Annotated in this window: 15 protein-coding genes; 9 read left to right on the plus strand and 6 right to left on the minus strand. The window is 60.6% G+C overall.

All coding sequences use genetic code 11. The annotated features are described in order from the left end of the window. The first annotated feature begins 504 nt into the window (after window positions 1–504). From ABAC402_RS34565 to dusA, 5 genes are all read left to right on the plus strand, one after another. Window positions 505–3,150 carry an exo 1,3/1,4-beta-D-glucan glucohydrolase gene (locus ABAC402_RS34565; protein WP_235079981.1) on the plus strand — a complete coding sequence of 882 codons (2,646 nt, stop codon included), beginning with the start codon at window positions 505–507 and terminating at the stop codon, window positions 3,148–3,150. Window positions 3,151–3,329: 179 nt separating this feature from the next. Continuing rightward, the gene (locus tag ABAC402_RS34570; protein ID WP_235079982.1) at window positions 3,330–4,973 is read left to right on the plus strand and encodes a sodium/solute symporter; all 1,644 of its coding nucleotides are present in this window, start codon (window positions 3,330–3,332) and stop codon (window positions 4,971–4,973) included. Between the two features lie 475 nt (window positions 4,974–5,448). Continuing rightward, a complete protein-coding gene (locus ABAC402_RS34575) occupies window positions 5,449–6,282 on the plus strand; it encodes a 5'-methylthioadenosine/S-adenosylhomocysteine nucleosidase (protein ID WP_023450438.1) in 834 nt (277 codons plus the stop codon). Between the two features lie 326 nt (window positions 6,283–6,608). After that, the gene (locus tag ABAC402_RS34585) at window positions 6,609–7,745 is read left to right on the plus strand and encodes an FAD-dependent oxidoreductase (RefSeq protein ID WP_023450440.1); all 1,137 of its coding nucleotides are present in this window, start codon (window positions 6,609–6,611) and stop codon (window positions 7,743–7,745) included. Next, on the plus strand, window positions 7,738–8,751 hold the full coding sequence (gene dusA, locus ABAC402_RS34590) for a tRNA dihydrouridine(20/20a) synthase DusA (RefSeq protein WP_023450441.1): 1,014 nt from the start codon (window positions 7,738–7,740) through the stop codon (window positions 8,749–8,751). The genes ABAC402_RS34585 and dusA overlap by 8 nt, the downstream gene beginning before the upstream one ends. A 118-nt stretch (window positions 8,752–8,869) precedes the next feature. On the opposite strand, the gene ABAC402_RS34595 is transcribed toward dusA, so the two are convergent. The 4 genes from ABAC402_RS34595 to ABAC402_RS34615 form a co-directional block, all read right to left on the minus strand. Then, window positions 8,870–9,403: a TIGR02281 family clan AA aspartic protease gene (locus ABAC402_RS34595; protein WP_023450442.1), complete on the minus strand. Its 534-nt coding sequence runs from the start codon at window positions 9,401–9,403 to the stop codon at window positions 8,870–8,872. 655 nt (window positions 9,404–10,058) lie between these two features. Beyond that, the gene (locus ABAC402_RS34605; RefSeq protein ID WP_023450445.1) at window positions 10,059–10,433 is read right to left on the minus strand and encodes a hypothetical protein; all 375 of its coding nucleotides are present in this window, start codon (window positions 10,431–10,433) and stop codon (window positions 10,059–10,061) included. A 211-nt stretch (window positions 10,434–10,644) separates the two neighbouring features. Continuing rightward, window positions 10,645–11,034 carry a hypothetical protein gene (locus ABAC402_RS34610; protein WP_023450446.1) on the minus strand — a complete coding sequence of 130 codons (390 nt, stop codon included), beginning with the start codon at window positions 11,032–11,034 and terminating at the stop codon, window positions 10,645–10,647. 458 nt (window positions 11,035–11,492) lie between these two features. Further along, a complete protein-coding gene (locus tag ABAC402_RS34615) occupies window positions 11,493–13,214 on the minus strand; it encodes a methyl-accepting chemotaxis protein (protein ID WP_023450447.1) in 1,722 nt (573 codons plus the stop codon). A gap of 249 nt (window positions 13,215–13,463) precedes the next feature. On the opposite strand from ABAC402_RS34615, the gene ABAC402_RS34620 reads away from it, so the two are divergent. Then, entirely contained in the window at window positions 13,464–14,228 is a 765-nt protein-coding gene (locus tag ABAC402_RS34620) for an AIM24 family protein (RefSeq protein WP_023450448.1), read from the plus strand. Window positions 14,229–14,445: 217 nt separating this feature from the next. Here ABAC402_RS34620 and ABAC402_RS0120550 read toward each other — a convergent pair whose 3' ends face one another. Beyond that, window positions 14,446–15,636, minus strand: coding sequence for a cell wall hydrolase (locus ABAC402_RS0120550; RefSeq protein ID WP_235079983.1), 1,191 nt, complete (start codon window positions 15,634–15,636; stop codon window positions 14,446–14,448). A 601-nt stretch (window positions 15,637–16,237) separates the two neighbouring features. Between ABAC402_RS0120550 and uvrB the strand changes: the two genes are divergently transcribed. The 3 genes from uvrB (at window position 16,238) to ABAC402_RS34635 (ending at window position 20,047) form a co-directional block, all read left to right on the plus strand. Further along, on the plus strand, window positions 16,238–18,397 hold the full coding sequence (gene uvrB / locus ABAC402_RS34625; protein WP_031235820.1) for an excinuclease ABC subunit UvrB: 2,160 nt from the start codon (window positions 16,238–16,240) through the stop codon (window positions 18,395–18,397). A gap of 331 nt (window positions 18,398–18,728) precedes the next feature. Then, window positions 18,729–19,100 (plus strand): hypothetical protein, encoded by a 372-nt coding sequence (locus ABAC402_RS34630; protein ID WP_235079984.1) that lies wholly within the window; start codon window positions 18,729–18,731, stop codon window positions 19,098–19,100. A 305-nt stretch (window positions 19,101–19,405) separates the two neighbouring features. Then, window positions 19,406–20,047 (plus strand): DUF3617 family protein, encoded by a 642-nt coding sequence (locus tag ABAC402_RS34635; RefSeq protein ID WP_023450452.1) that lies wholly within the window; start codon window positions 19,406–19,408, stop codon window positions 20,045–20,047. Here the strand turns inward: ABAC402_RS34635 and ABAC402_RS39355 are convergent, their stop codons facing one another. Further along, the gene (locus ABAC402_RS39355; RefSeq protein WP_023450453.1) at window positions 20,048–20,452 is read right to left on the minus strand and encodes a hypothetical protein; all 405 of its coding nucleotides are present in this window, start codon (window positions 20,450–20,452) and stop codon (window positions 20,048–20,050) included. Window positions 20,453–20,533: the final 81 nt, after the last annotated feature.

The following is a 20,533-nucleotide window of genomic DNA, read 5'->3' on the forward strand; positions in this document are numbered from 1 at the left end:
CCCCGATGTGCCGAAACACGTCAGGAAACAGGGAAGCCTAAATATAATGGCAAACTGACAACGCTGTCAATGAAATAATTAAAGCAATTATATTTTTCATATGAATCGGGCACTTACATCGGTTTCAAGAGTTAAAATTCATATTGAGGGCGCTTGACCTTGGCTGATAGCGCTGTCAATAATTGCCGCCAGCACCCTGGGATCGGTCACAAATGGATCTCACGGGCAGGCGCGACGAGGGGCATTCGGCGGACGGCTTTGTTATGGGCGCCTAACCATGCTAGAAAGATTAAAACCGTTGGGAAAAGCGCTTTAAGGAGCCCCATGTCTCTCAAGACCCCGTCTATCAGGACCCCCGCTCTCAAGACCCCGTCTATCGGGACCCAGTCTATCGGGACCCAGTCTACCAAGACCCAGTCTATCAGGACTCAGTCTGGCACGACGTCGAACCCCTTGTCTCATTACCGGCGCCTCCTCAAATTGGGCGCCGCCATGGGGCTGGCCTTGTCTCTGTCCATTACCGGCAGTGTAGCGGCCGCCGAGACCGCGCTGTCGCAGGTCAAGACCGAGGCCAGGCCAGGCGCCGTCAAGCTGGCCGCCAAGAAGAAAAACAGCCGCAAGAGCACGCGCAAAAGCAGCAAGCGCAAGGCGGCCAAAAAGGCCCCGAAGACGGGTGCCGCTAAGGCCGCCCCGCCAAGATCGGCCAAGGTCGACGCCATTATCCCGGTCGATCCGGCCTGGCCCGTCGTGCCGGATGCCGGCATCGCCGATGCGGCCACCGAGGCGCGCATCACTGAAATCATGAGCCAGATGACGATCGAGGAAAAGGTCGGTCAGACGGTCCAGGCCGACATCAATTTTATAACTCCGGAAGAACTGAAGACCTATCCTCTGGGCTCGATCCTGGCCGGCGGCAACTCCTCGCCCGGTCAGAACGAACGTGCAACACCGGATCAATGGCTGCAACTGGCAGACGATTACTGGCGCGCCTCACTGGAATACCCGTCCAAGGTCAAGATCCCGGTGCTGTTCGGCATTGACGCCGTCCATGGCCACTCTAACCTCGTTGGGGCGGTCGTCTTTCCGCACAATGTTGGGCTGGGTGCCGCCGACAATCCTGAACTGATCCGCCGCATCGGCGCGGCGACTGCCCGGGAAATGGCCGTGGCCGGGGTCGACTGGACCTTTGCCCCGACGGTCGCCGTAGCCCGCGACAAGCGCTGGGGCCGCGCCTACGAGGCCTATTCCGAAAACCCGGCCGATGTCGCTGCCTATTCCGGCATTATGGTTGAGGGTCTGCAAGGTGTCGATGGCGCGCGCACCGGCATCAAGCCGGGCCACATCATGTCGACCGCCAAACATTTTCTTGGCGACGGAGGTACCACGGGTGGCAAGGACCAGGGCGACGCCGAGATGAGCGAAGCCGATCTGGCGCGCATCCACAATGCCGGCTATCCGCCGGCGATCGAGGCCGGCACCCTGTCGGTCATGATCTCCTTCTCGTCGTGGAATGGCCAGAAAATATCTGGCAACAAGAAGATCATCACCGGCGCCCTGAAACAGCGCATGGGCTTTGACGGCTTCGTCGTCACCGACTGGAACGCCCACCGCCAGATCCCGGGCTGTGAACAGGACGACTGCCCGCAGGCCATCAATGCCGGCGTCGACATGTATATGGCGCCCGATACCTGGAAGGCCGTTTATGAAAACCTGCTGGTTGACGTGAAGTCGGGTGAGGTGCCGATGGCGCGCCTCGACGACGCCGTTCGCCGCATCCTGCGCGCCAAGATCAAGGGTGGCCTGTTCGAACTGGGCGCCCCCAAGGACCGCGCCCTGTCGGGACAATGGCACGTCCTGGGCTCTGCGGACCACCGCGCCATTGCCCGCCAGGCGGTGCGCGAGTCGCTCGTGCTGATGAAGAACAGCAATCGCGTCTTGCCGCTGCGTGGCTCCGACCATATCCTGGTTACGGGTTCGGGTGCCCACGACATCGGCAAGCAGTCCGGCGGCTGGACCATCACCTGGCAGGGTACGGGGAATTCGCGCGAAGACTTCCCGAATGGCCAGTCAATCTGGGAAGGCATTGCCGAGGCGACCGAGCGCTTCGGTGGCATGGCTTCGCTCAGTGACGGGGGCGTCTACAAGGAAAAGCCCGACGTGGCGGTGGTGGTTATCGGCGAGGACCCCTATGCCGAGTTCCAGGGCGACCGCCCGAACCTGGACTATCAGCCCGGCGAGACCACCGACCTGGCCCTGATCAGGAAACTTAAAGACGCCGGTATTCCGGTGGTCACCGTCTTCCTGTCGGGCCGTCCGATGTGGACCAATCCGGAAATCAATGCCTCGGACGCCTTTGTGGCGGCCTGGCTGCCGGGCACCGAAGGCGGTGGCATTGCCGACGTCCTGGTTGGTGACTCCGACAAGCGGCCGCGCAATGATTTCCGTGGCAAGCTGACCTTCTCCTGGCCCAAGACCGCCACCCAGCAGCCGCTGAACGTCGGGACCATGGGCTACGATCCGCAGTTCGCCTATGGCTACGGCCTCACCTATGCCAGCGATGGTTATGTCCCGGTGCTGCCGGAAGAGTCGGGTCTGGGTGACGAAGCCGTTGTCAATGTCGACACCTATTTTGCCGCCGGTCGCATCAAGGCGCCGTGGACCCTGAACCTGGTCGATGCCTCGGGCAGCGCCTCGGGCGATCAGGGTGTTTTCTCCAGCCCTGGCGGGGCAGTCGCCCAAAGCGCGGTCGATGCCGGTCAGCAGGAAGCCGGCCGTTCGCTGGTCTTTACCGGCAAGGGCCGTGGTCAGGCTGTGATCTCCGGTGACGCCGTCGATCTCAGCCGCCAGACCACGGGCAAGATGACACTGGGCGTTACCTATCGCCTGGATGCCCCAGTGACGGGTCCTGTCCTGCTTGGCATGGGCGCCGATGCCGTCTCGACCAGGCCGATTAACATCGCTTCGGCCCTGACCGCGCCGGTCGGCGCGTGGGCAACGGTGAAGATCACCCTGGACTGCTTCGTCGCTGCCGGCGTCGATGTCAGCAAGGTCGGCGCGCCCTTCTCTTTGACCAGCGATTCACCGCTGTCGATCAGCTATTCCAGTATTATGCTCGCGTCGGATGAGGGCGACGCGACGTGTCCGAAGTAAAGGCCGGTCCTATACCTCCCCACATGTGGGGAGGTATAAAAACACAGAGCGGCGAGTTCCAATCGTCGCCATTCACCTGTTGAGACTTGCGCATTGATTCAGCCTGCGGGCTGTGTCATTTGTAGTATAATTAACCAGGTCCGGCGTGAAGCGATCGGGCCGTCGCACAGGGGGCTTCCATGCCTGATTTAAAGAGTCTCATGCCGGCCGACAATTTTTTGTCCAGCCTGGATATCTGGATCGTACTGTTCTACGTGGTTTCGATTTTCGTTCTGGCGCAGGTGGTGTCGCGCCGCAAAGCCGGCGAAGAAACGACGTCCAAGGGCTACTTCCTGGCCAACAACCAGTTGCCGTGGTGGGCTATCGGCGCCTCGCTGATCGCCGCCAATATTTCCGCCGAGCAGATTATCGGTATGTCGGGGTCTGGCTACCGCATCGGCCTGGCCATCGCCTCCTATGAATGGATGGCGGCGATCACCCTGATCATTGTCGGCAAGTACTTTCTGCCGGTATTCCTGAAGAACGGCGTGACCACCATGCCGGGCTTCCTGCAGCAGCGCTTCGGGCCCAGCGTCAAATACCTGATGGCGATCTTCTGGCTGATCCTCTACATCTTCGTCAACCTGACGACCATCCTGTGGCTGGGCGGGACGGCGATCACCACTGTGACCGGCATTTCGCCGCTGACGGCGTTGATTTTCCTCGGTGTCTTCGCCCTGGCCTATCAATTGTACGGCGGCCTGAGAGCCGTGGCCCTGACCGACATCGTTCAGGTCGGCCTGCTGATCATGGGCGGCCTGATCATCGTCTTCATCACCTATTCCAAGATCGGTGGCGACGCTGGTATGGTCGGCGGCCTGGTGACAGTCTACGAACGCTTCCCCGAGCATTTCGACATGATCCTGTCAAAGGACAGTCCCTTCTATAAGGACCTGCCGGGTATCGCCGTCCTGATCGGCGGCATGTGGATCATGAACATCTCCTATTGGGGTTTCAACCAGTACATCATCCAGCGCGCCCTGGCCGCCAAGGACCTTGCGGAAGCGCAGAAGGGTATCGCCTTCGCCGCCTATCTGAAGCTGCTGATGCCGGTGATCGTCGTCCTGCCGGGCATCGCCGCCCTGATCCTGTCGCCGGGCCTGGAACCGGCCGACAAGGCCTATCCGGAAATGATGAAGCTGCTCCCGGCCGGTCTGCTGGGTCTGGTGTTCGCCGCCCTGGTCGCGGCGGTCATCGCCTCGACGGCGTCGAAGATCAACTCGATTGCCACCATCTTCACCATCGACATCATTGCCCCGCTCAACAAGTCCTTGCCGGACGACAAGCTGGTGAACGTCGGCCGTATCACTTCGGTCGTCGCTGTCGCCATCGCCATCGCAACCGCAGAACCGCTGCTGGGTAAGCTGGACCAGGCCTTCCAGTATATCCAGGATTTCACCGGCTTCTTCACGCCGGCGATCGTGGTCATCTTTGCGCTGGGCATGTTCTGGAAGCGCGCTTCGACGGCTGGCGCCTTCGCAGCCGTGGCCGGCGGCTTCCTGGCTTCGTGCTTCTTCTATCTGGTCTCCTACGTCCACAAGACGCCGGTACCGGGGCTCGAAGCGCTGCTCAGCCTGCCCGATATGCCGTTCATGAACCGCGTTGGCTGGGTATTCTGGCTGTCGCTGGCCATGTGCGTGATCGTGTCGCTGGTCGTGCCGAACAAGCGCGAAGTCTCGACTCTCACCCTGGAAGGCGTCAGCTTCAAGACGACGCCGGTCTTCAATGTCCTGGCAGTTGGCGTGCTCATCATCCTGATCGCCCTCTACGCCATGTTCTGGTGACAACCCTACTGCGGTGGTCTGCAAACCGCCATCTGGCTGCGATACGGTGCTCACGTACTCAAGTACGCTCCGCTCCGTTTCTCGCCATCTAGCGGTTTTCGACTCACCGCAGCGGGTTGTCCTACAGCGCAATTAGGTAGACGCGGCCGGATCGCTCCGGCCGTGTTTCTACTTAAAAAGTTAGCAATATAAATAACTTATACCTCCCCGTTATACGGGGAGCGGGGCGCCCCGTGGCGTGGATCATTTGCGGCCAGCAAATGAGACGGTGGGGGATTTGGCCCGCCGGTGTTTCCCTCTACAACAACCAACTCTGCAAGACTTGGCACCCGAAAAACCCCTCGCACCTGTAAAATAATCCGTTGACGAAAACGCCAACCACGTCTTGACTGCCTGTCTGCGTAAGGCAGACACGCGAACTCCGGCGGCGATTGCGCTGGTAACAGGGGTGATGGTGACAGGTCAGGCAAACGCTATGGCGAGGGACAAGCTGCGCACCGCCATCGTCCTGGCCTTCGACCCCGAATGGGACGCCCTCGTGCCGCACATTGCCGAGGCGAAAACCGAGACCCATGATGGCGTTACCTATGTCACCGGGACGATCGGTGACGAACCGGTTGTCATGGGCTTGAGCGGCGTCTCAATGGTCAATGCGGCCATGAACACCCAGCGCCTGCTGGGTCACTACAAGGTATCGCGCATCGTCATGTCGGGGATAGCCGGCGGCGTCGATCCCGCCCTGAACATCGGCGATATTGTCGTTGCCGACGCCTGGTCCCAGCCAATGGAGACCCTGGCGGCGCGCCAAACCCCCGAGGGCTATCGTCCACCGGCCTGGCTGTGGGGCATGGCGAAGAAACCGAACTTCGGGATCTTCATGCCACGCCAGATCCGCATCGATTCTACCGACTACGACAAGTTTCCGGCTGATCCGGACCTGATCGCCATCGCCCACACACTCGAACCGATGGCGCTAAGACAGTGCGTCTCGGACACCCTGTGCCTGGAGCATGCGCCGAAAGTCGTCGTGGGTGGGGAGGGGGTGAGTGCCGCCGCGTTCATCGACAACGCCGATTACCGCACCTACCTGCACACGGCGTTTTCGGCGCGGGTAACCGACATGGAATCGGCCGCCGTGGCCCAGGTGGCTTTTGCGAACAAGGTGCCGTTTATCGCCTTCCGCGCCCTGTCGGACCTGGCTGGTGGCGATGCCGATGTCAACCAGATGACGGCCTTCATGACCCTGGCGTCGGAGAATTCAGCGGCGGTCGTTGTCGCCTTCGTTAAGGCCCTGCCCGGAAAGAACTGACCTGAAGTTTCTCGACACGTGTTTCGGCCTTACCGTCCAGGGCACCCGCACGCGCGTTTCCGTTTTCGGGAAAATTGCGCGACAAAACAAAAACCCGGAGCGAGATAACGAGTGTACCTAAAGCCATAAGGCTCCTGTCGCTGGTATCGGCCTGTTGATCGCCCTTATCGGCGCCGTTTTCGCGATTCACAGATTACCCAGATTTCACAGATTATTCAGAGTCTTAATCTGTGAAATCCGCGTAATCTCTGGTCCCACTTTTACGGCCAACAACCCTTGCGCCGGGCTTGCGGTCATGAGACTGATACCGCATCAGGAGGCACAGAATGGACCGGCGGCATCTCTTCAGAACAGGTTTGGCGGCTGCGGGTCTGTCGGCGCTTCCCACGCTGGTCAGGGCCGACGCCCCCATCATACCGATCCGTGTCAATGCGCCCGATGTCTTTCGCACCACGGTCTGTCTGCGGCCGTTCCGCGCCGCCGGACCGCGTATCGAGACCGAAGTCGTCGGCCGCAAGATTGTTGTCCACAACTATGGCCACGGCGGCAGCGGCTGGTCGCTGTCCTGGGGCTCGGCCGAAGCCGCCGTCAAGCTGGCTATGCAGTCCTCGCCCGAAAAGATCGCCGTCATCGGGGCTGGCGCCCTGGGTCTGACCGCCGCCATTACCGCCCAGCGCGCCGGTGCCGACGTCACCATCTACGCCAGGGAACGCTTTCCCTTCGTGCGCTCGGCCCGGGCCACGGGAAGCTGGACGCCGGATTCGCGCATCGCCAAGACCGCTGCCGTCGATGCCGGTTTCGCTGACCGCTGGGAACGCATGGCACGGACGTCCCTGGTCCTTCATCGTGGCTTCGTTGGGCTGGGCGGCAATCCGGTTGAATGGATGGATCAGTACGTCCTGCGTAAGCCGCCGGCTCCGGAACTGGCGCCCTCGTCCCTCCCTCCGGCCGTCGAACCGGAAGATCCCGGCTTTGTCTACCTCGAAGACCGTCTGCGCGATGTCGTGCCGCGTTTCCACGCCTATACCGGCGTGCATCCCTTTAACGCCGGCGAGATCCGCCGTGGGACCATCATGACCTTCAACGTCGCTTCCTATTGCCACCAGTTGGAGAGCGACTTCCTTGCGGCCGGCGGGCGGTTCGAAGCGATGGAATTCCACACGCCGTCGGACCTGTCGCGGCTGAAGGAAAAGGTGGTCGTCAATTGCACCGGTTATGGCGCCCGGGCCCTTTTCAGGGACGAAAGCATCACCCCCGTGCGGGGCCAGATCGTCTGGCTGGTGCCGCAGGCGGACGTGCATTATGGTTTGTATATCAGTGGTCTTCTGGTATTGGCGCGGCGCGACGGTATTGTCGTTCAGGCCACAGGCGGCGAAATGTCGGGCTGGAACGATGACAATGAGACGCCGGACTCCATTGCCGCCCAGGCAGCGCTGGACAGGTTAAAGAGTATCTATGCTTAAGGCAGCCGCGACGTTTTCCGTCGCTCCGATGATGGACTGGACCGACCGGCATTGCCGGGCGTTCCATCGCGCCCTGACGAGACGCGCCCTCCTGTACAGCGAAATGGTCACCACCAAGGCCGTCATTCAAGGCGATCGCGATCGGTTGATCGGCTTTTCCGACCTCGAGCACCCTGTCGCCCTGCAACTGGGCGGTTCCGATCCGGCCGAACTGGCCCAATGCGCAAAGATCGCCGAAGACTGGGGCTACGACGAAGTCAATCTCAACTGCGGCTGTCCCTCGGACCGCGTCCAGTCCGGCGCCTTCGGCGCCTGCCTCATGCGCGATCCGCAACTGGTCGCCGATGGCATGCAGGCCATGATCGAGTCGACCCAACTGCCCGCAACCGTCAAATGCCGCATCGGCGTCGATGACCAGGATCCGCGCCAGGCCCTGTTTGCCCTGGTCGAGGCGTGCCGCAAGGCCGGGGTTACCCGCTTCATCGTCCATGCCCGCAAGGCCTGGCTGAAGGGCCTGTCGCCCAAGGAAAATCGCGACATCCCGCCGCTCGACTACGATCTGGTTTATGAGCTGAAGCGCAGCTACCCGGACCTGTTCATCTCGATCAATGGCGGTGTCGCCACCCTCGATGAAGCCCAGGTCCATCTGGCCCATGTTGACGGCGTCATGCTGGGCCGGGCGGCCTATCATGAGCCCGCTCTCCTGGGACAGGTCGACCGCCGGTTCTTCGCAGGGGAGGAGGATGTCGCCCCGTTTGCGGCCCTGGAAGTCTATCGCCCCTACATCCAGGCACGGCTGGAGGAAGGTGTGCCCCTGAGCCATCTGACGCGCCACATCCTGGGCCTGATGCACGGCCTGCCGGGCGCGCGGGCGTTTCGGCGGATTCTGACAGTGGACTCGATCGCGCCAGGCGCCGGTCTCGACGTCATTGATCGCGCCGTCGAAGCCGTACGCGATGCCGCGGCCGCGGCCGCGGCGCGCCGGGACCTGTATCTCGCTTCGTAACGAGAGTGGTATGCGTTTTGATGGAATCAAAACCCCGCTCTAAGTTTTTGTTGTGTCGCGCAATTTATCCGAAAACGGGAGCGCCCGTGCGATGGCGTCCACTCTATCGGATTGCGCTCTAGGGGTGCAGGATCATCGACGACGGGGTCGCTTCGAACCGGCTGAGACGGCCGAGATAGCTCATGCCCAGCAACGAGATATTCAGCCCGTCCTGAACCACCAGGGCGTCGACATCGCGCACTGTGCTGGTGCCGACTCCGACCGATTTCAGCTTGACCAGGGCGGCATAGGACGGGCCGTTGGCGGTGATCACCTTCTTGTCGTAGACCAGATCCTTGGGCAGGAAACCCAGGCGCTGGGCGTCGGACGGTGTCAACACCACCTGGGTGGCGCCGGTGTCGACCAGGAAGCGCACGGCGGTATTGTTGACCGAAGCATTGGCCCAGAAGTGGCCGTCCTTGGCCTTGGGGATGGCAGTTGAGTGCCCGGCCGAGCTTGCGGAAGAGGTCGCGGTCTGAACGACGGCGGCCCGGGACCCGGTTCCGTTTGCCGGCGCAGTCTGCTGGCTTTGCTCGTGCAGCGACAGGATGCCCATGCCGGTCATGACGGCGCAAAAGACGGCGCTGCCGACGATAATGGCCGATTTATACATGATTACGCGCTCCCGGGAGCGTTTCCGGACACCCCGCCGGAACGCAGCGCTTTTGCGCCTGACCAAAGCCTAAACAAGAAGGGTTGATTTCAAATGAATCCTGGGGAAAATCGTCAAGTGAGTGGAATGTCGTCTTTTTATGAATTTGATAACCGCAATTAAAATGTTTAAAAACAATTAGATAGAGAAATTCGTGACAATTTTATACTCCGTATGCGGATTAGTTCTTGTTTTTGGAGAAAATCGTCGGCATACTGATGATCGACGCGACGACGACTGTGAGGGTGAGGCCAGGCTCTACGGCCAGACCAACCCCCTGTGAGCCGCGACGCGTCTTCTTGTCCGCCTGCAATTTGGAAAAGGAGACGCAAACCATGCAAGACCAAGAAAAAAAGGCTCACGCCATGACCTCGTTTGCCCTGTTCGGGGGTCTGTTCGCCAGTCCGCGCCAAAAAAACGAGAGGCCAGAAAAGCGAACGGCCAAAAATGCGAAAGTTAGGCAGTCGGCCGCAGGACGTCCGAACGTTTGAACGAAGACAGGCAAAACTTCGCCGACAAACGAAGACGGCCCTCCACCAACGCGGAGGGCCGTCTTTTTTAGGTTTACGCCGATGGCAACCCTGAAGTCACAAGGCGTTAGGCTTGCTGGCCAGGATTAGTTGGATGCCAGCTTGACGCCGGCCTTCTCTTCAGCCGCTGCCATGTTCGGGCTCGACTTCAATACCTTGGTCGCAGCGCCGCCGCCGGTACCGTCGAACTTCGACGACAGTTCGACCCAGTAAAGGCCGTCAGCCGCCAGGAAGTTGTACTTGAAGTCGACCTGGTAATTGCCGGCGCGGAAATCGCAGGCCGAGATATTGACCATCTGCTTGCCGGTGACGGCGACAACCTTAGCAACGGTGGCCTTGCCAACGCCCGCGGCCAGCATGCCGGCGGCGGATTCCTGGTCTTCAGAGCAGGGGGCGGCAAAAGCGGGGGCGGCGATTGCGGCTGTCAGCGCAATGGCCGAAAGAATGAGGGTTTTTTTCAACTGAGTGTCTCCTTGAGGTTCTTCAGGGTGACGTCAGGTATAGAACGAAATGGAAAACATTCCGTAAAACACGGTATTTACCGGCTGTTAGCAGAGTTTAACGCCAGACCCGGTAATCGCGCGCCGGCAAGGCGTCGAAGGTTAACGCCTCAGCTCTCGTTGTTGCAGATAAAAAATAGCGGGAGATTTTTTCATCTCCCGCCTTAAATTCTTAGTTCGAAGCCAGCTTTACGCCCTTGGCCGCCGAGGCCGCTGACAGGTTGGGGCTCATCTGTAAAACCTTCATGTCGATGACCGCAGCGCCCTTGACCTTGGCACTCCCCTGGATCCAGTACAGGCCGTCGGCGCCGAGGACGTTGTACTTGAAGATGACCAGCACGCCGCCGCCGTTGAGACTGCATTCGGTCACGTCGATCATCTGCTTGCCGGTCACCGCGACAGCCGTTGCGACCTTGGCCGCTGCAGCCGTGGCAACGGCCTTGCCGGCAGTGGCTTCCTCGGCTTCTTCACATTCGGCAAGGGCATGGCCGGCCAGGCCGGCCGAGATGAGCAGGGTAGCCGCAAACAGGGTGGGGCGGAGAGGGCGGACGATTTTCTGCATTTTGCAAACTTTCACTAAGAACGCACGGGGCAGGTGCGCGGGAGAGAGCGGGTGGCAAGAACCTGACTTTTAACGTAGGGTTGCAGATACAGTATTACCTGAAGGCTATTTAATTTCATGTGAATCTATATGACCCTGCGAAGGGTTATGTAGTCTTTTTATACCAACCCGCGAAAATCTTGACTCATCGTGGGTTGGCAAGCGCGCCAGAGAACGTACTTCGGGCGCCCGAGCTTTTGCGAGGAGCCATGCGGCGCTTGAGCTGAAAAAAAGCGAATACCAAGCGTCATTCTTTATGAGGCTTGGTATTACGCTCGCTTTCCTTGCGATGGGTTGCCGTGTTCCTTTCCCGACACCGGGTACCCGCATGCCAGGCATAAAAAAACGGAGACGCCGTGAAGCGTCTCCGTTGATGGTCAGTCCCAAGTCCCGCAGGGCCATGCGGGACAAGCAGTCCTTTAGGCAGCTGTCAGTTCGCTCAGGAAGCGGCGGATGTTCTCGCTCATGGCTTCGGTGCGCTTGGTCAGTTGATTGGCCGCGCCGAGCATTTCGGTCGAAGCCTTTTCGGTGTCGGCAGCCGACGCCGACAATTGCGCCACTGAGCTGGACGCCATGGTGGTACCGTCGGAGGCTTCGTTGACGTTGCGGGCGATTTCGTTGGTGGCGTCGCCTTGCTGATGCACCGAGTCGGCGATCGACGAAGCGATCTCGTTCATGTGCTTGATGGTCTCGCCGATGCCGCGAATAGCATTGACGCCGTTCTGCGCGGCCGACTGGATATCCTTGATGCGGTCGCGGATTTCATCGGTCGCCTTGGCGGTCTGCTGGGCCAGCGACTTGACTTCCGAGGCGACGACGGCGAAGCCCTTGCCGGCCTCTCCCGCTCGCGCGGATTCGATGGTGGCATTCAGCGCCAGCAGGTTCGTCTGCTGGGCGATGGCGTTGATCAGGTCGACAACCTCGCCGATCTGGTCGGCGGCGCGCGACAGTTCCGCCATCGAGGCGTTGGTGCGGTCAGCTTCCGAAACGGCCTCAGCGGCGATTTCCACTGAGCGCACGGCCTGGTCACCGATAACGCCGATCGAGGCCGACAGCTCGGTTGTCGCCGAGGCGACATTCTGGACGTTATCGGCGGAGTTACGGATCGACGACACTGCCGATTGCGACCGGCGCTCGTTTTCACCGGCGATCGTCAGCAGGGTGCGGCCATTGGCATCCAGGTCCGAAGCGGCCGACGACAGGGCGTCCAGCATGTCCTGGGCTTCGTGGCGGAAGCGTTCGGCCAGTTCCGACATTTGACGGGCGCGTTCTTCGCGGGTCTTGGCGGTAGCGGCTTCCATGGCCGACAGGCGGGCCTTTTCCTCGGCATTGGCCTTGAAGACGTTCAGGCTGTCGACGACGCTTTTCAGCTCGTCGCGGCGGGCCAGGGCGGAGATGTCGACATTCAGGTTTCCCGTCGCCAGTTCCTCGGTTGTCTTGGCGATGCGGTTGATCCCGGTGACGGTGACGCGCGAGAAGATGAAAGCGATTCCCATCGACAGGGCGGCCATGACGGCGGCGAAAGCGGCCAGCATGGTGATGCCGGCGGCCTGGGCCTTCTTGGCGTCGGCGGCGGCGGCCTTGGCCTTGGCGACATTGACCTCGATCATCTGGTCGGTGATCTCGGACATCTTGGCATAACCATCGTCGAATTGCGACATCAGCGGGCCAACCGAGGCGAAGTCGACGTCCATCACCGAGCCGGCGAATTCGACCGCTTCCTTGTAGGTCTTGATTTCCTTGGCCAGGTCACCGAACTGCTTCTTCAACTCGGGCGTGGCGGCCTTTTCGGCATTGGCCTTGACCTGAGCTTCGGTCTTGCCGAGATCCTCGACGACCTTGGCGACAGCGGCCGAGGCATTGGCCGTCGGATCCGTTGCCTTCTTGGTCAGGGCGTTGAACAGGTCGCCGTTGGCCTCCTTGATATCGGACTTGATCTCGCCCAGTTCCACGACCTGCGGCAGCGCCTTGGTGTTGATGTCGTCGATGGCCTTGCCCTGGCCGTTCATAACATGAACGGCGCCAAGGGTCAGCACGACCAGGATGGCGGTCGCCACGGCGGCGGGCGCCATGAATTTCACCGTGAACGGCCAGTTCGAGATCTTGAACCCGCCGGCGTTGTTAGTACCTTGTTTCGTCATTTTGGCCCCTGACTTTAAGGATAAGTGGCTGTATTTATGGGAAGCTGAACACCCCGGGTCGCAGACGCGACTCATGGTTAATTCGAGCTTTGGGGACAAACTGTCAGATTAAGGTTGTTGAATTCCTAACGAAGCCGGGGATTGTTGGCGGCGCACGAATTGCGGCTGTCGGGCTCGCACAGGCTTTGCGGTCGCAGACTTTGTTGGTACAGCTGCGCACGTTACATTTCTGAGCCAGACGAGGACGCTATGCGCCATCCCATTGAGTCCGTATCCGCCGATGGCGTGAAGATCACCGCCTATCGCTTTGTCGAGAAACGCCAGGTGGCCCGGGTCATTGCGGCTGGCGCCGCCGCAGGCAGTGCGCCGTTGACCCATGTGATTTCGGAAGCCACCCATATTCACCAGATCGGCGTGGAGTTAACGGGCGGGGCCCTGCTTCTTGAGCCGGGCGCGTTGCAATATCACCACGGCCGCATCCAGTCGGAAATCCAGCGCCACGAACCGGGCAAGGGCTTCCTGTCGCGCGCTGTGGCCTCCGCCGGGACCGGGGAGTCCGCCTTCGCCACTAAGTTTACCGGCACGGGCACCTTGTGGGCCGAGCCCAGCCGCAAGCACTTCATCCTGGCCAATATGGATGTTGGCGACGACCTGCTGCTGGACGATCGCGCCTTTTACGCCTGTACCGGTGGTATCAGCCTGTCCACCCACCGCCATACCTCGGTCACCGGCATCCTGTCGGGCAATGGCTTCATGCAGCCCAAGCTGTCCGGGCGCGGCGCCTTCGTCGTCGAAAGCCCGGTGCCGGTCGAAGAAATCGATGTCATCGAGCTCAACAACGGCGAGGCCGTGGTCGACGGCGACTTCATGCTGATGTTCTCGGCGTCGCTGGAAGTGTCGATCGGGCCGCTGGTCAAGGGACTGCGCAACGCCCTGCGCTCGGGCGAGGGGCTGGTCTACAAGTTCCGCGGCACCGGCAGCATCTGGGTGATGCCGACGGCGCGGGTGGCGTGATGCCCTTTAACGACAGCCCACTTTGATCTTGACACATTGCGGGTTGGGAAGGCCGACTGGCCGCTTATGCGGCGGCGTTTGAGCTGCGAAAGGGCAAATCTGCACCTTGTGTGTCAGCGTCTTTGCAGGGTGGTATAAGTTCTGATTAGCGAAGCCACAAAAGGCGAGGCCCCGCGGTTGCCCGCGGGGCCTCGTTCATGGGAGGTCGTATCCAGCTTTACTGAGACACGCCGGACGGGTTCATGGCCACCTCGGCGGTGATCTCCTTAGCCGACTTGCCGGATGCTGTCGATTTGACCGGCACGGCGCGCGCCGTCTCCGGCGAAGCCTTGGCGACAGCCGCGATCAACTGGGTTCTGGCATCGCCGGTAGGCGACTTTGTGCTCGGCGCCATGCTGACACTGGGTGCCAGGGCATCGGTCGGCTGTGCTGCATCAGTCTGGGCCTGGTTCAGGCTATCGCTTGCCATGGGCGCGTTGGTGACGCCCGCCTGGAGGATCTGGGGCGCCGAATCCGACGGCACGACAACACCGTCGCCACCCATGCGCGATCCACGGCCGCGGAACTGATAAAAGATATGCGTGCCAACCTGGGTGACGCGCTCCATGGTACCAGACCAGCGCGGCCTGACGCCGGTCGTATGGAAGCTGGTCGCTGTGCCGACGGCGGGCATGACATAGCCGCCCAAGGCCGCCTGGGCGACCTCTCCGGCCCGTCGCCAGGCCCACTTTTCAAGGGGACGGCCCAGTGCACCGTTACAGGTGAAGCTGAACTGACACGAGGTACGAAGATGGGCGCCCTGATAGACCACACTACACACCGACTTGGGATAGGCCGGGTGGCGAACGCGGTTCAGAATGACCTGGGCGACGGCGCGCATGCCGTCAATGCCCTCGCCGCGGGCCTCGTAATAGACGCCCTGGGTCAGGCAATCGAGGTCGTTCTGGGTGTGACCCTTGAAGCCGAAGGCCGCAGCGGCGCGCGTCTCCGCTGAAGGGGCGGCCGGCTCGGCGGGGGTGACGACACTGGCGCGGAGCACCTGGGCGCCTTGATAGCCCTGGTCGTTAAAGGTGCGGATGGTGGTCAGGTTTTGGGCCCGCAGGGTGTTGGGCGCTTCGCCCGTACCGGCATAGTCCGTAAACCGCATGGCGATGTTCATGGCTGTGCGACTGACCGGGGCGCTGCTCGCCATCGCGTCAAGTCGGTTCAGTTCCGCCTCGTCGATTTTTCCGTCTTCGCTGAACGAAGCCAGTTGCGTAATGCGGGTCGCCGTGTGGCGCGCGGTGGACTCATGGACAAGGGCGCCGCCGAGATAGGCCGAACCGATGGAGGCACCGATAAGCAGGCCAACCGAACTTGCCGCCATAAGGGCGCGTTTGCGGTAGCGCGTGATGGGGGTCGAACTCAAAGCTATCTGTCCTCTGTGGCGAGGGCTGTCTGCCCCCCGGGAAGTCAGCCGGCGTAACGTTCCTTTACGTCTGATGCCAGCGTCAGATAGGCCGGTACTCTCTGCGAAGTCGCCTCGGCCGGAGCGAACTTCTAGGCGGCAAATGTGGCGCAAATGTGTTAATATGTGATTAACGATCCGTTAGCCATAGTTTAACGACGACAGCCATGGGTTTGCCGCAAGCAGACCACGCTCTATACATCAAGTTAAACCCCCGTCTATTGACTGGTAAAATTGAGTATTGGTTACTTAGATTATACGGGGCGCTGTCTCGTTGTTATTTGGTTCTTCTTTATAGTATCGAATTCGCGAAGAAAAACTTAATTTAAGAATCCGTTAGCGGCGGCTTTCAATGGTAGTTCTGCCGCACCTGCACAGGCGATCCGAAGGGGCGGCGCCCTAAAGGGCTGGAATCGCAATAGAAATCACAGCGCGTTACAACGGCCGCTGACAAGTTTTTGCGCTGCGCTGCGTCAGAATCACTTGCGCGCCCCAATCAGGCGAAAGGGAAAAGTTTTTGCGGCTCCCTTTCATATTTTTTTCTCCGGCCTATGTTGTGTTCATGAATAGTTCACCCCAAAATCCCGGCTTTTCGGACAATTCGGGCGCCTTTGTGGCCGACTTTAACCCAGCCCATTCCGTGAGCTGGGTTCCGCATCGGCCAGCGCGCCCGGAAAAATCCGATGGCGGCCGCCGCTTTCGTCTGGCGGCCCCCTATGAGCCCGCCGGCGACCAGCCAACCGCGATCGCCGAACTGGTGCAAGGCGTCAATGCGCGCGAACATGATCAGGTCCTGCTGGGCGTCACCGGCTCGGGCAAGACCTATACCATGGCCAAGATCATCGAGCAGACCCAGCGTCCGGCCCTGATCCTGGCGCACAACAAGACCCTGGCCGCCCAGCTTTTTTCGGAGTTTCGGGCCTTCTTCCCGGACAATGCGGTCGAGTATTTCGTCTCCTATTACGACTACTACCAGCCCGAAGCCTATGTCCCGCGCACCGACACCTATATAGAGAAGGACTCGTCGGTGAACGAGCAGATCGACCGTATGCGCCACTCGGCGACGCGGGCGATCCTCGAGCGTGACGATGTCATCGTCGTCGCCTCGGTATCGTGCATCTACGGCATCGGCTCGGTCGAGACCTACACGGCCATGACCTTTGAGCTGAAGGTTGGCCAGTCCATCGACGAGGGCCAGCTTCGCGCCGATCTGGTCGCCCTGCAGTACAAACGCAACGACGCGGCCTTCGAACGCGGCACCTTCCGCCGTCGTGGTGATGTCATCGAGATCTTCCCGGCCCACTATGAAGATCGTGCCTGGCGCATCAACATGTTCGGCGACGAGATCGAGTCGATCCAGGAGTTCGATCCGCTGACCGGCAGGAAGATCGTCGATCTGCGCGATCTGAAGGTCTATGCCGCCAGCCACTATGTCACCCCGCGCCCGACCCTGAACCAGGCCATTGACCGCATCAAGGCCGAGCTGAAACAGCGCCTGAACCAGCTTCACGACGAGGGCAAGCTTCTGGAGGCCCAGCGCCTGGAGCAGCGCACGACCTTTGACCTGGAAATGATGCAGGCGACGGGCGCCTGCGCCGGCATCGAAAACTACAGCCGCTACCTGACCGGCCGGGGCGCCGGTGAGCCGCCGCCGACCTTTTTCGAATACCTCCCGGACAATGCCCTGCTGTTCGTTGATGAAAGCCACGTCAGTGTGCCGCAGATCGGCGGCATGTACCGCGGCGACTTCGCGCGTAAATCCGTCCTGGCCGAATACGGCTTTCGCCTGCCGTCGTGCATGGACAACCGGCCACTGAAGTTCGAGGAGTGGGACGCCATGCGGCCCCAGTCGGTCTATGTCTCGGCGACACCGGGCAAATGGGAGATGGAGCGAACCGCCGGCGTATTTGCCGAACAGGTCATCCGCCCGACCGGCCTGATCGACCCCCCGGTCGAGATTCGTCCCGTGCACAAGGATGGCTTCAGCCAGGTCGACGACGTTATCGCCGAAGTCCGCGACGTCGCCCTGCACGGCTACCGCTCGCTGGTCACTGTCCTGACCAAGAAGATGGCCGAGAACCTGACCGACTATATGCACGAACAGGGAATCCGGGTGCGTTACCTGCATTCGGACATCGACACCCTGGAGCGGATCGAAATCATCCGCGACCTGCGTCTCGGGGCGTTTGATGTGCTTATCGGCATTAACCTTCTGCGCGAAGGCCTGGATATCCCGGAATGCGGCTTTGTTGCGATCCTGGACGCTGACAAGGAAGGCTTCCTGCGGTCAGAGACCTCGCTGATCCAGACCATCGGCCGGGCGGCGCGCAATGTCGACGGCCGGGTGATTCTGTACGCTGACCGGATCACCGGCTCGATGGAGCGCGCCCTAGCCGAGACGACAAGGCGCCGCGAAAAGCAACTGGCCTATAACCTCGAACACGGCATCACGCCGGAATCGGTCAAGCGCGGCATTTCCGACATACTCGATTCGCCGTTCGAAAAGGCCGATCGGGTCCAGATTCCGATGGGCGTGGCCGAAAAGGATTCCAAGCCCTTCCTCGGTTCCAATTTCCAGGCAACACTGAAGGACCTGGAGAACAAGATGCGCGAGGCGGCGGGGAATCTCGAGTTCGAAACCGCGGCGCGCCTGCGCGACGAGATCAAGCGACTGAAGCTGCTCGATCTCGAATTCGCCAGGGATATGATCGGTGGGGACTAGGCTTTGTTCTGTCGATCCGTAGTTCAAAAAATTGCTGCAACAGCGTCGAATATGCGTTTGCTGCGCAGCATTTTCGTGTCCTCACGCGATATTGTGGTTGGGACTTTCGCGCGAATTCCGTTGCGTTAACCGACAAGCGTTTCTTTCCACACACACCCGGCACAATTTCGGTGCGTTTCGCCACAATCATACTGGATTTTTATCTCAAATCGCGCGACGTTGATGCTAATCATGCAACCGTCGGGCTGAGCGGGACGCAACAAGGTAAACATGTTGTTAACCTTGTGCGCGGACACTTAAGGCACGGAATCTAAGTTCTGGGGTTTATTTTATGCGTAGGACAAGACTGAATGTGGTGCCGCCCGTCTCGAAAGAGGTCGCGCTGGGTCAGGTCATCGACGGCGACAAGGTGATGAGTCTGCCGGCACACGTCCCCCACAAGGCCACCGCCGTCGACGAAGCCCCCGTTGTGCGTGAAAGCCGCACGTCGCGGGTACGCCGTCTGCAGGAAGAGGCCCGCGCCCTGGCACGCGAGCAGATCTCCGAGTTCGAACTGCTGATTGACGCCACCGCCAAGATGGCGCTGGAAATTGCCGACGGCGGGGAGGTCTATTCTATTGGCGCCCGCGAAATCTGCCGCCGCCTGTCCGACGAACTTCCGCGTACGCTGCAAACCCTGCAAGTGATCTCGAAGAAGAATTAGAGCGCAATCCGATAAAGTGGACACCACCGCACGGGCGTTCCCGTTTTCGGAAAAATTGCGCGGCAAAACAAAAAGTTAGAACGGGGTTTTGATTCCATCAAAACGCCTACCCCTCTAGCCGCCCTTGGTCGCAGATGACGGCCGGCGCGTTGCCTTGCCGTGTCCGCAAAACAGCTCGCCCCGCCGGGCTTGGTGGGTAGGGACAGCAGACCCAGATCACGAAAATATATGTTGGCTGTTACAATATGATGCTGGCGCGGACTCGCGATCTCCCCTAGTTTCAGCGTCTTGAAGGGGATTTTTCCATGGTGCAGATCCGCAGATCGGCGGCCCGGGTGGGCCGACTCGTCGCGTTCGCGCTCATCGGCGGCCTGGTTGGTCTGGCATCGGCCTGCGGGAAAAAATCGGATCCTGCCCCCCAAACTCAGGCCGAGCCCGCTCCGCAACCGCGTCCATCCGTGCCCCTGCCGGCACGCACGCCTGGTCTTTGGGAATTAACCATTACTGAGGAAGGCAGTGCCGAGCCGCCCCAGGTCCAGCAGATCTGCATCGACGCCGAAACCGATCGCCGCCTTGGCATATTGGGCACAGACCTGTCGGGTGACCGATGCCAGAAAACGGTCGGCAAAAGCGGCGAAGGCTGGGACATTCTGGCCGCCTGCGACATGGGTAACGGCGTCAGCAACGAATACTCCGGCGCGATCACCGGCGACTATGTCACCGCTTACAGCATGAAACTGCGGTCCCAGACTGCCAATGTCGGCGCACCCCAGGTCAACCGTGTCGTCAACTATACCGTAGCGGCCAAACGCAACGGACACTGTACCGACGGCCAGGCCGCCGGCGACGTCATCAATGCCGGTGTACAGTTTAACCTTTTCGACATGGCCGGCATGCAGCGCTCAGGCGCGGCGTCCAGCGACGCCCCGTTGCATCCGGGAGATTGATCAGACCAGCCAGGATTTCGGGTTCGGATAGGGTCTGCGGTAGAGCAGGTGGTTGAAGCCCATGGCGCAACGGCCAGCGACCCAGGCCAGAACCGGCATCACGACCAGAAACATGTAGATTGGCTGTACCTGAACCACCTTGATCAGGTATTGGCTGGCGAAAAAGGTCAAAAACGTCGGCACGATGCCAATCCAGAAGGTCCGGACCTGGAATTGATAGTGGGTCTTGATCCAGGGCGGCGTTTTGTCACTGTCGGCAAAAGTGGCAATGATCAGCGCGAGGATACCCGTCAGACCCAGGGTCAGTGTCATGAAGAACAACAGGCTGTAAATGAGCATGGCCATGCCGCGGCCGTCGGCAAGGAAGGTCTTCAACTCGCTGGTTTGGGCGGGGGGCTGGGTCATTGGGGCTCCTTCGCCGCAAGCCTAGTACGGCGCAATCATGCTGCAAAGCAAAATCTGTTCTCGAGCGATCCGTCGGCGGTA

The sequence above is a fragment of the Asticcacaulis sp. AC402 genome, assembly GCF_000495835.1.
GTDB lineage: Bacteria > Pseudomonadota > Alphaproteobacteria > Caulobacterales > Caulobacteraceae > Asticcacaulis.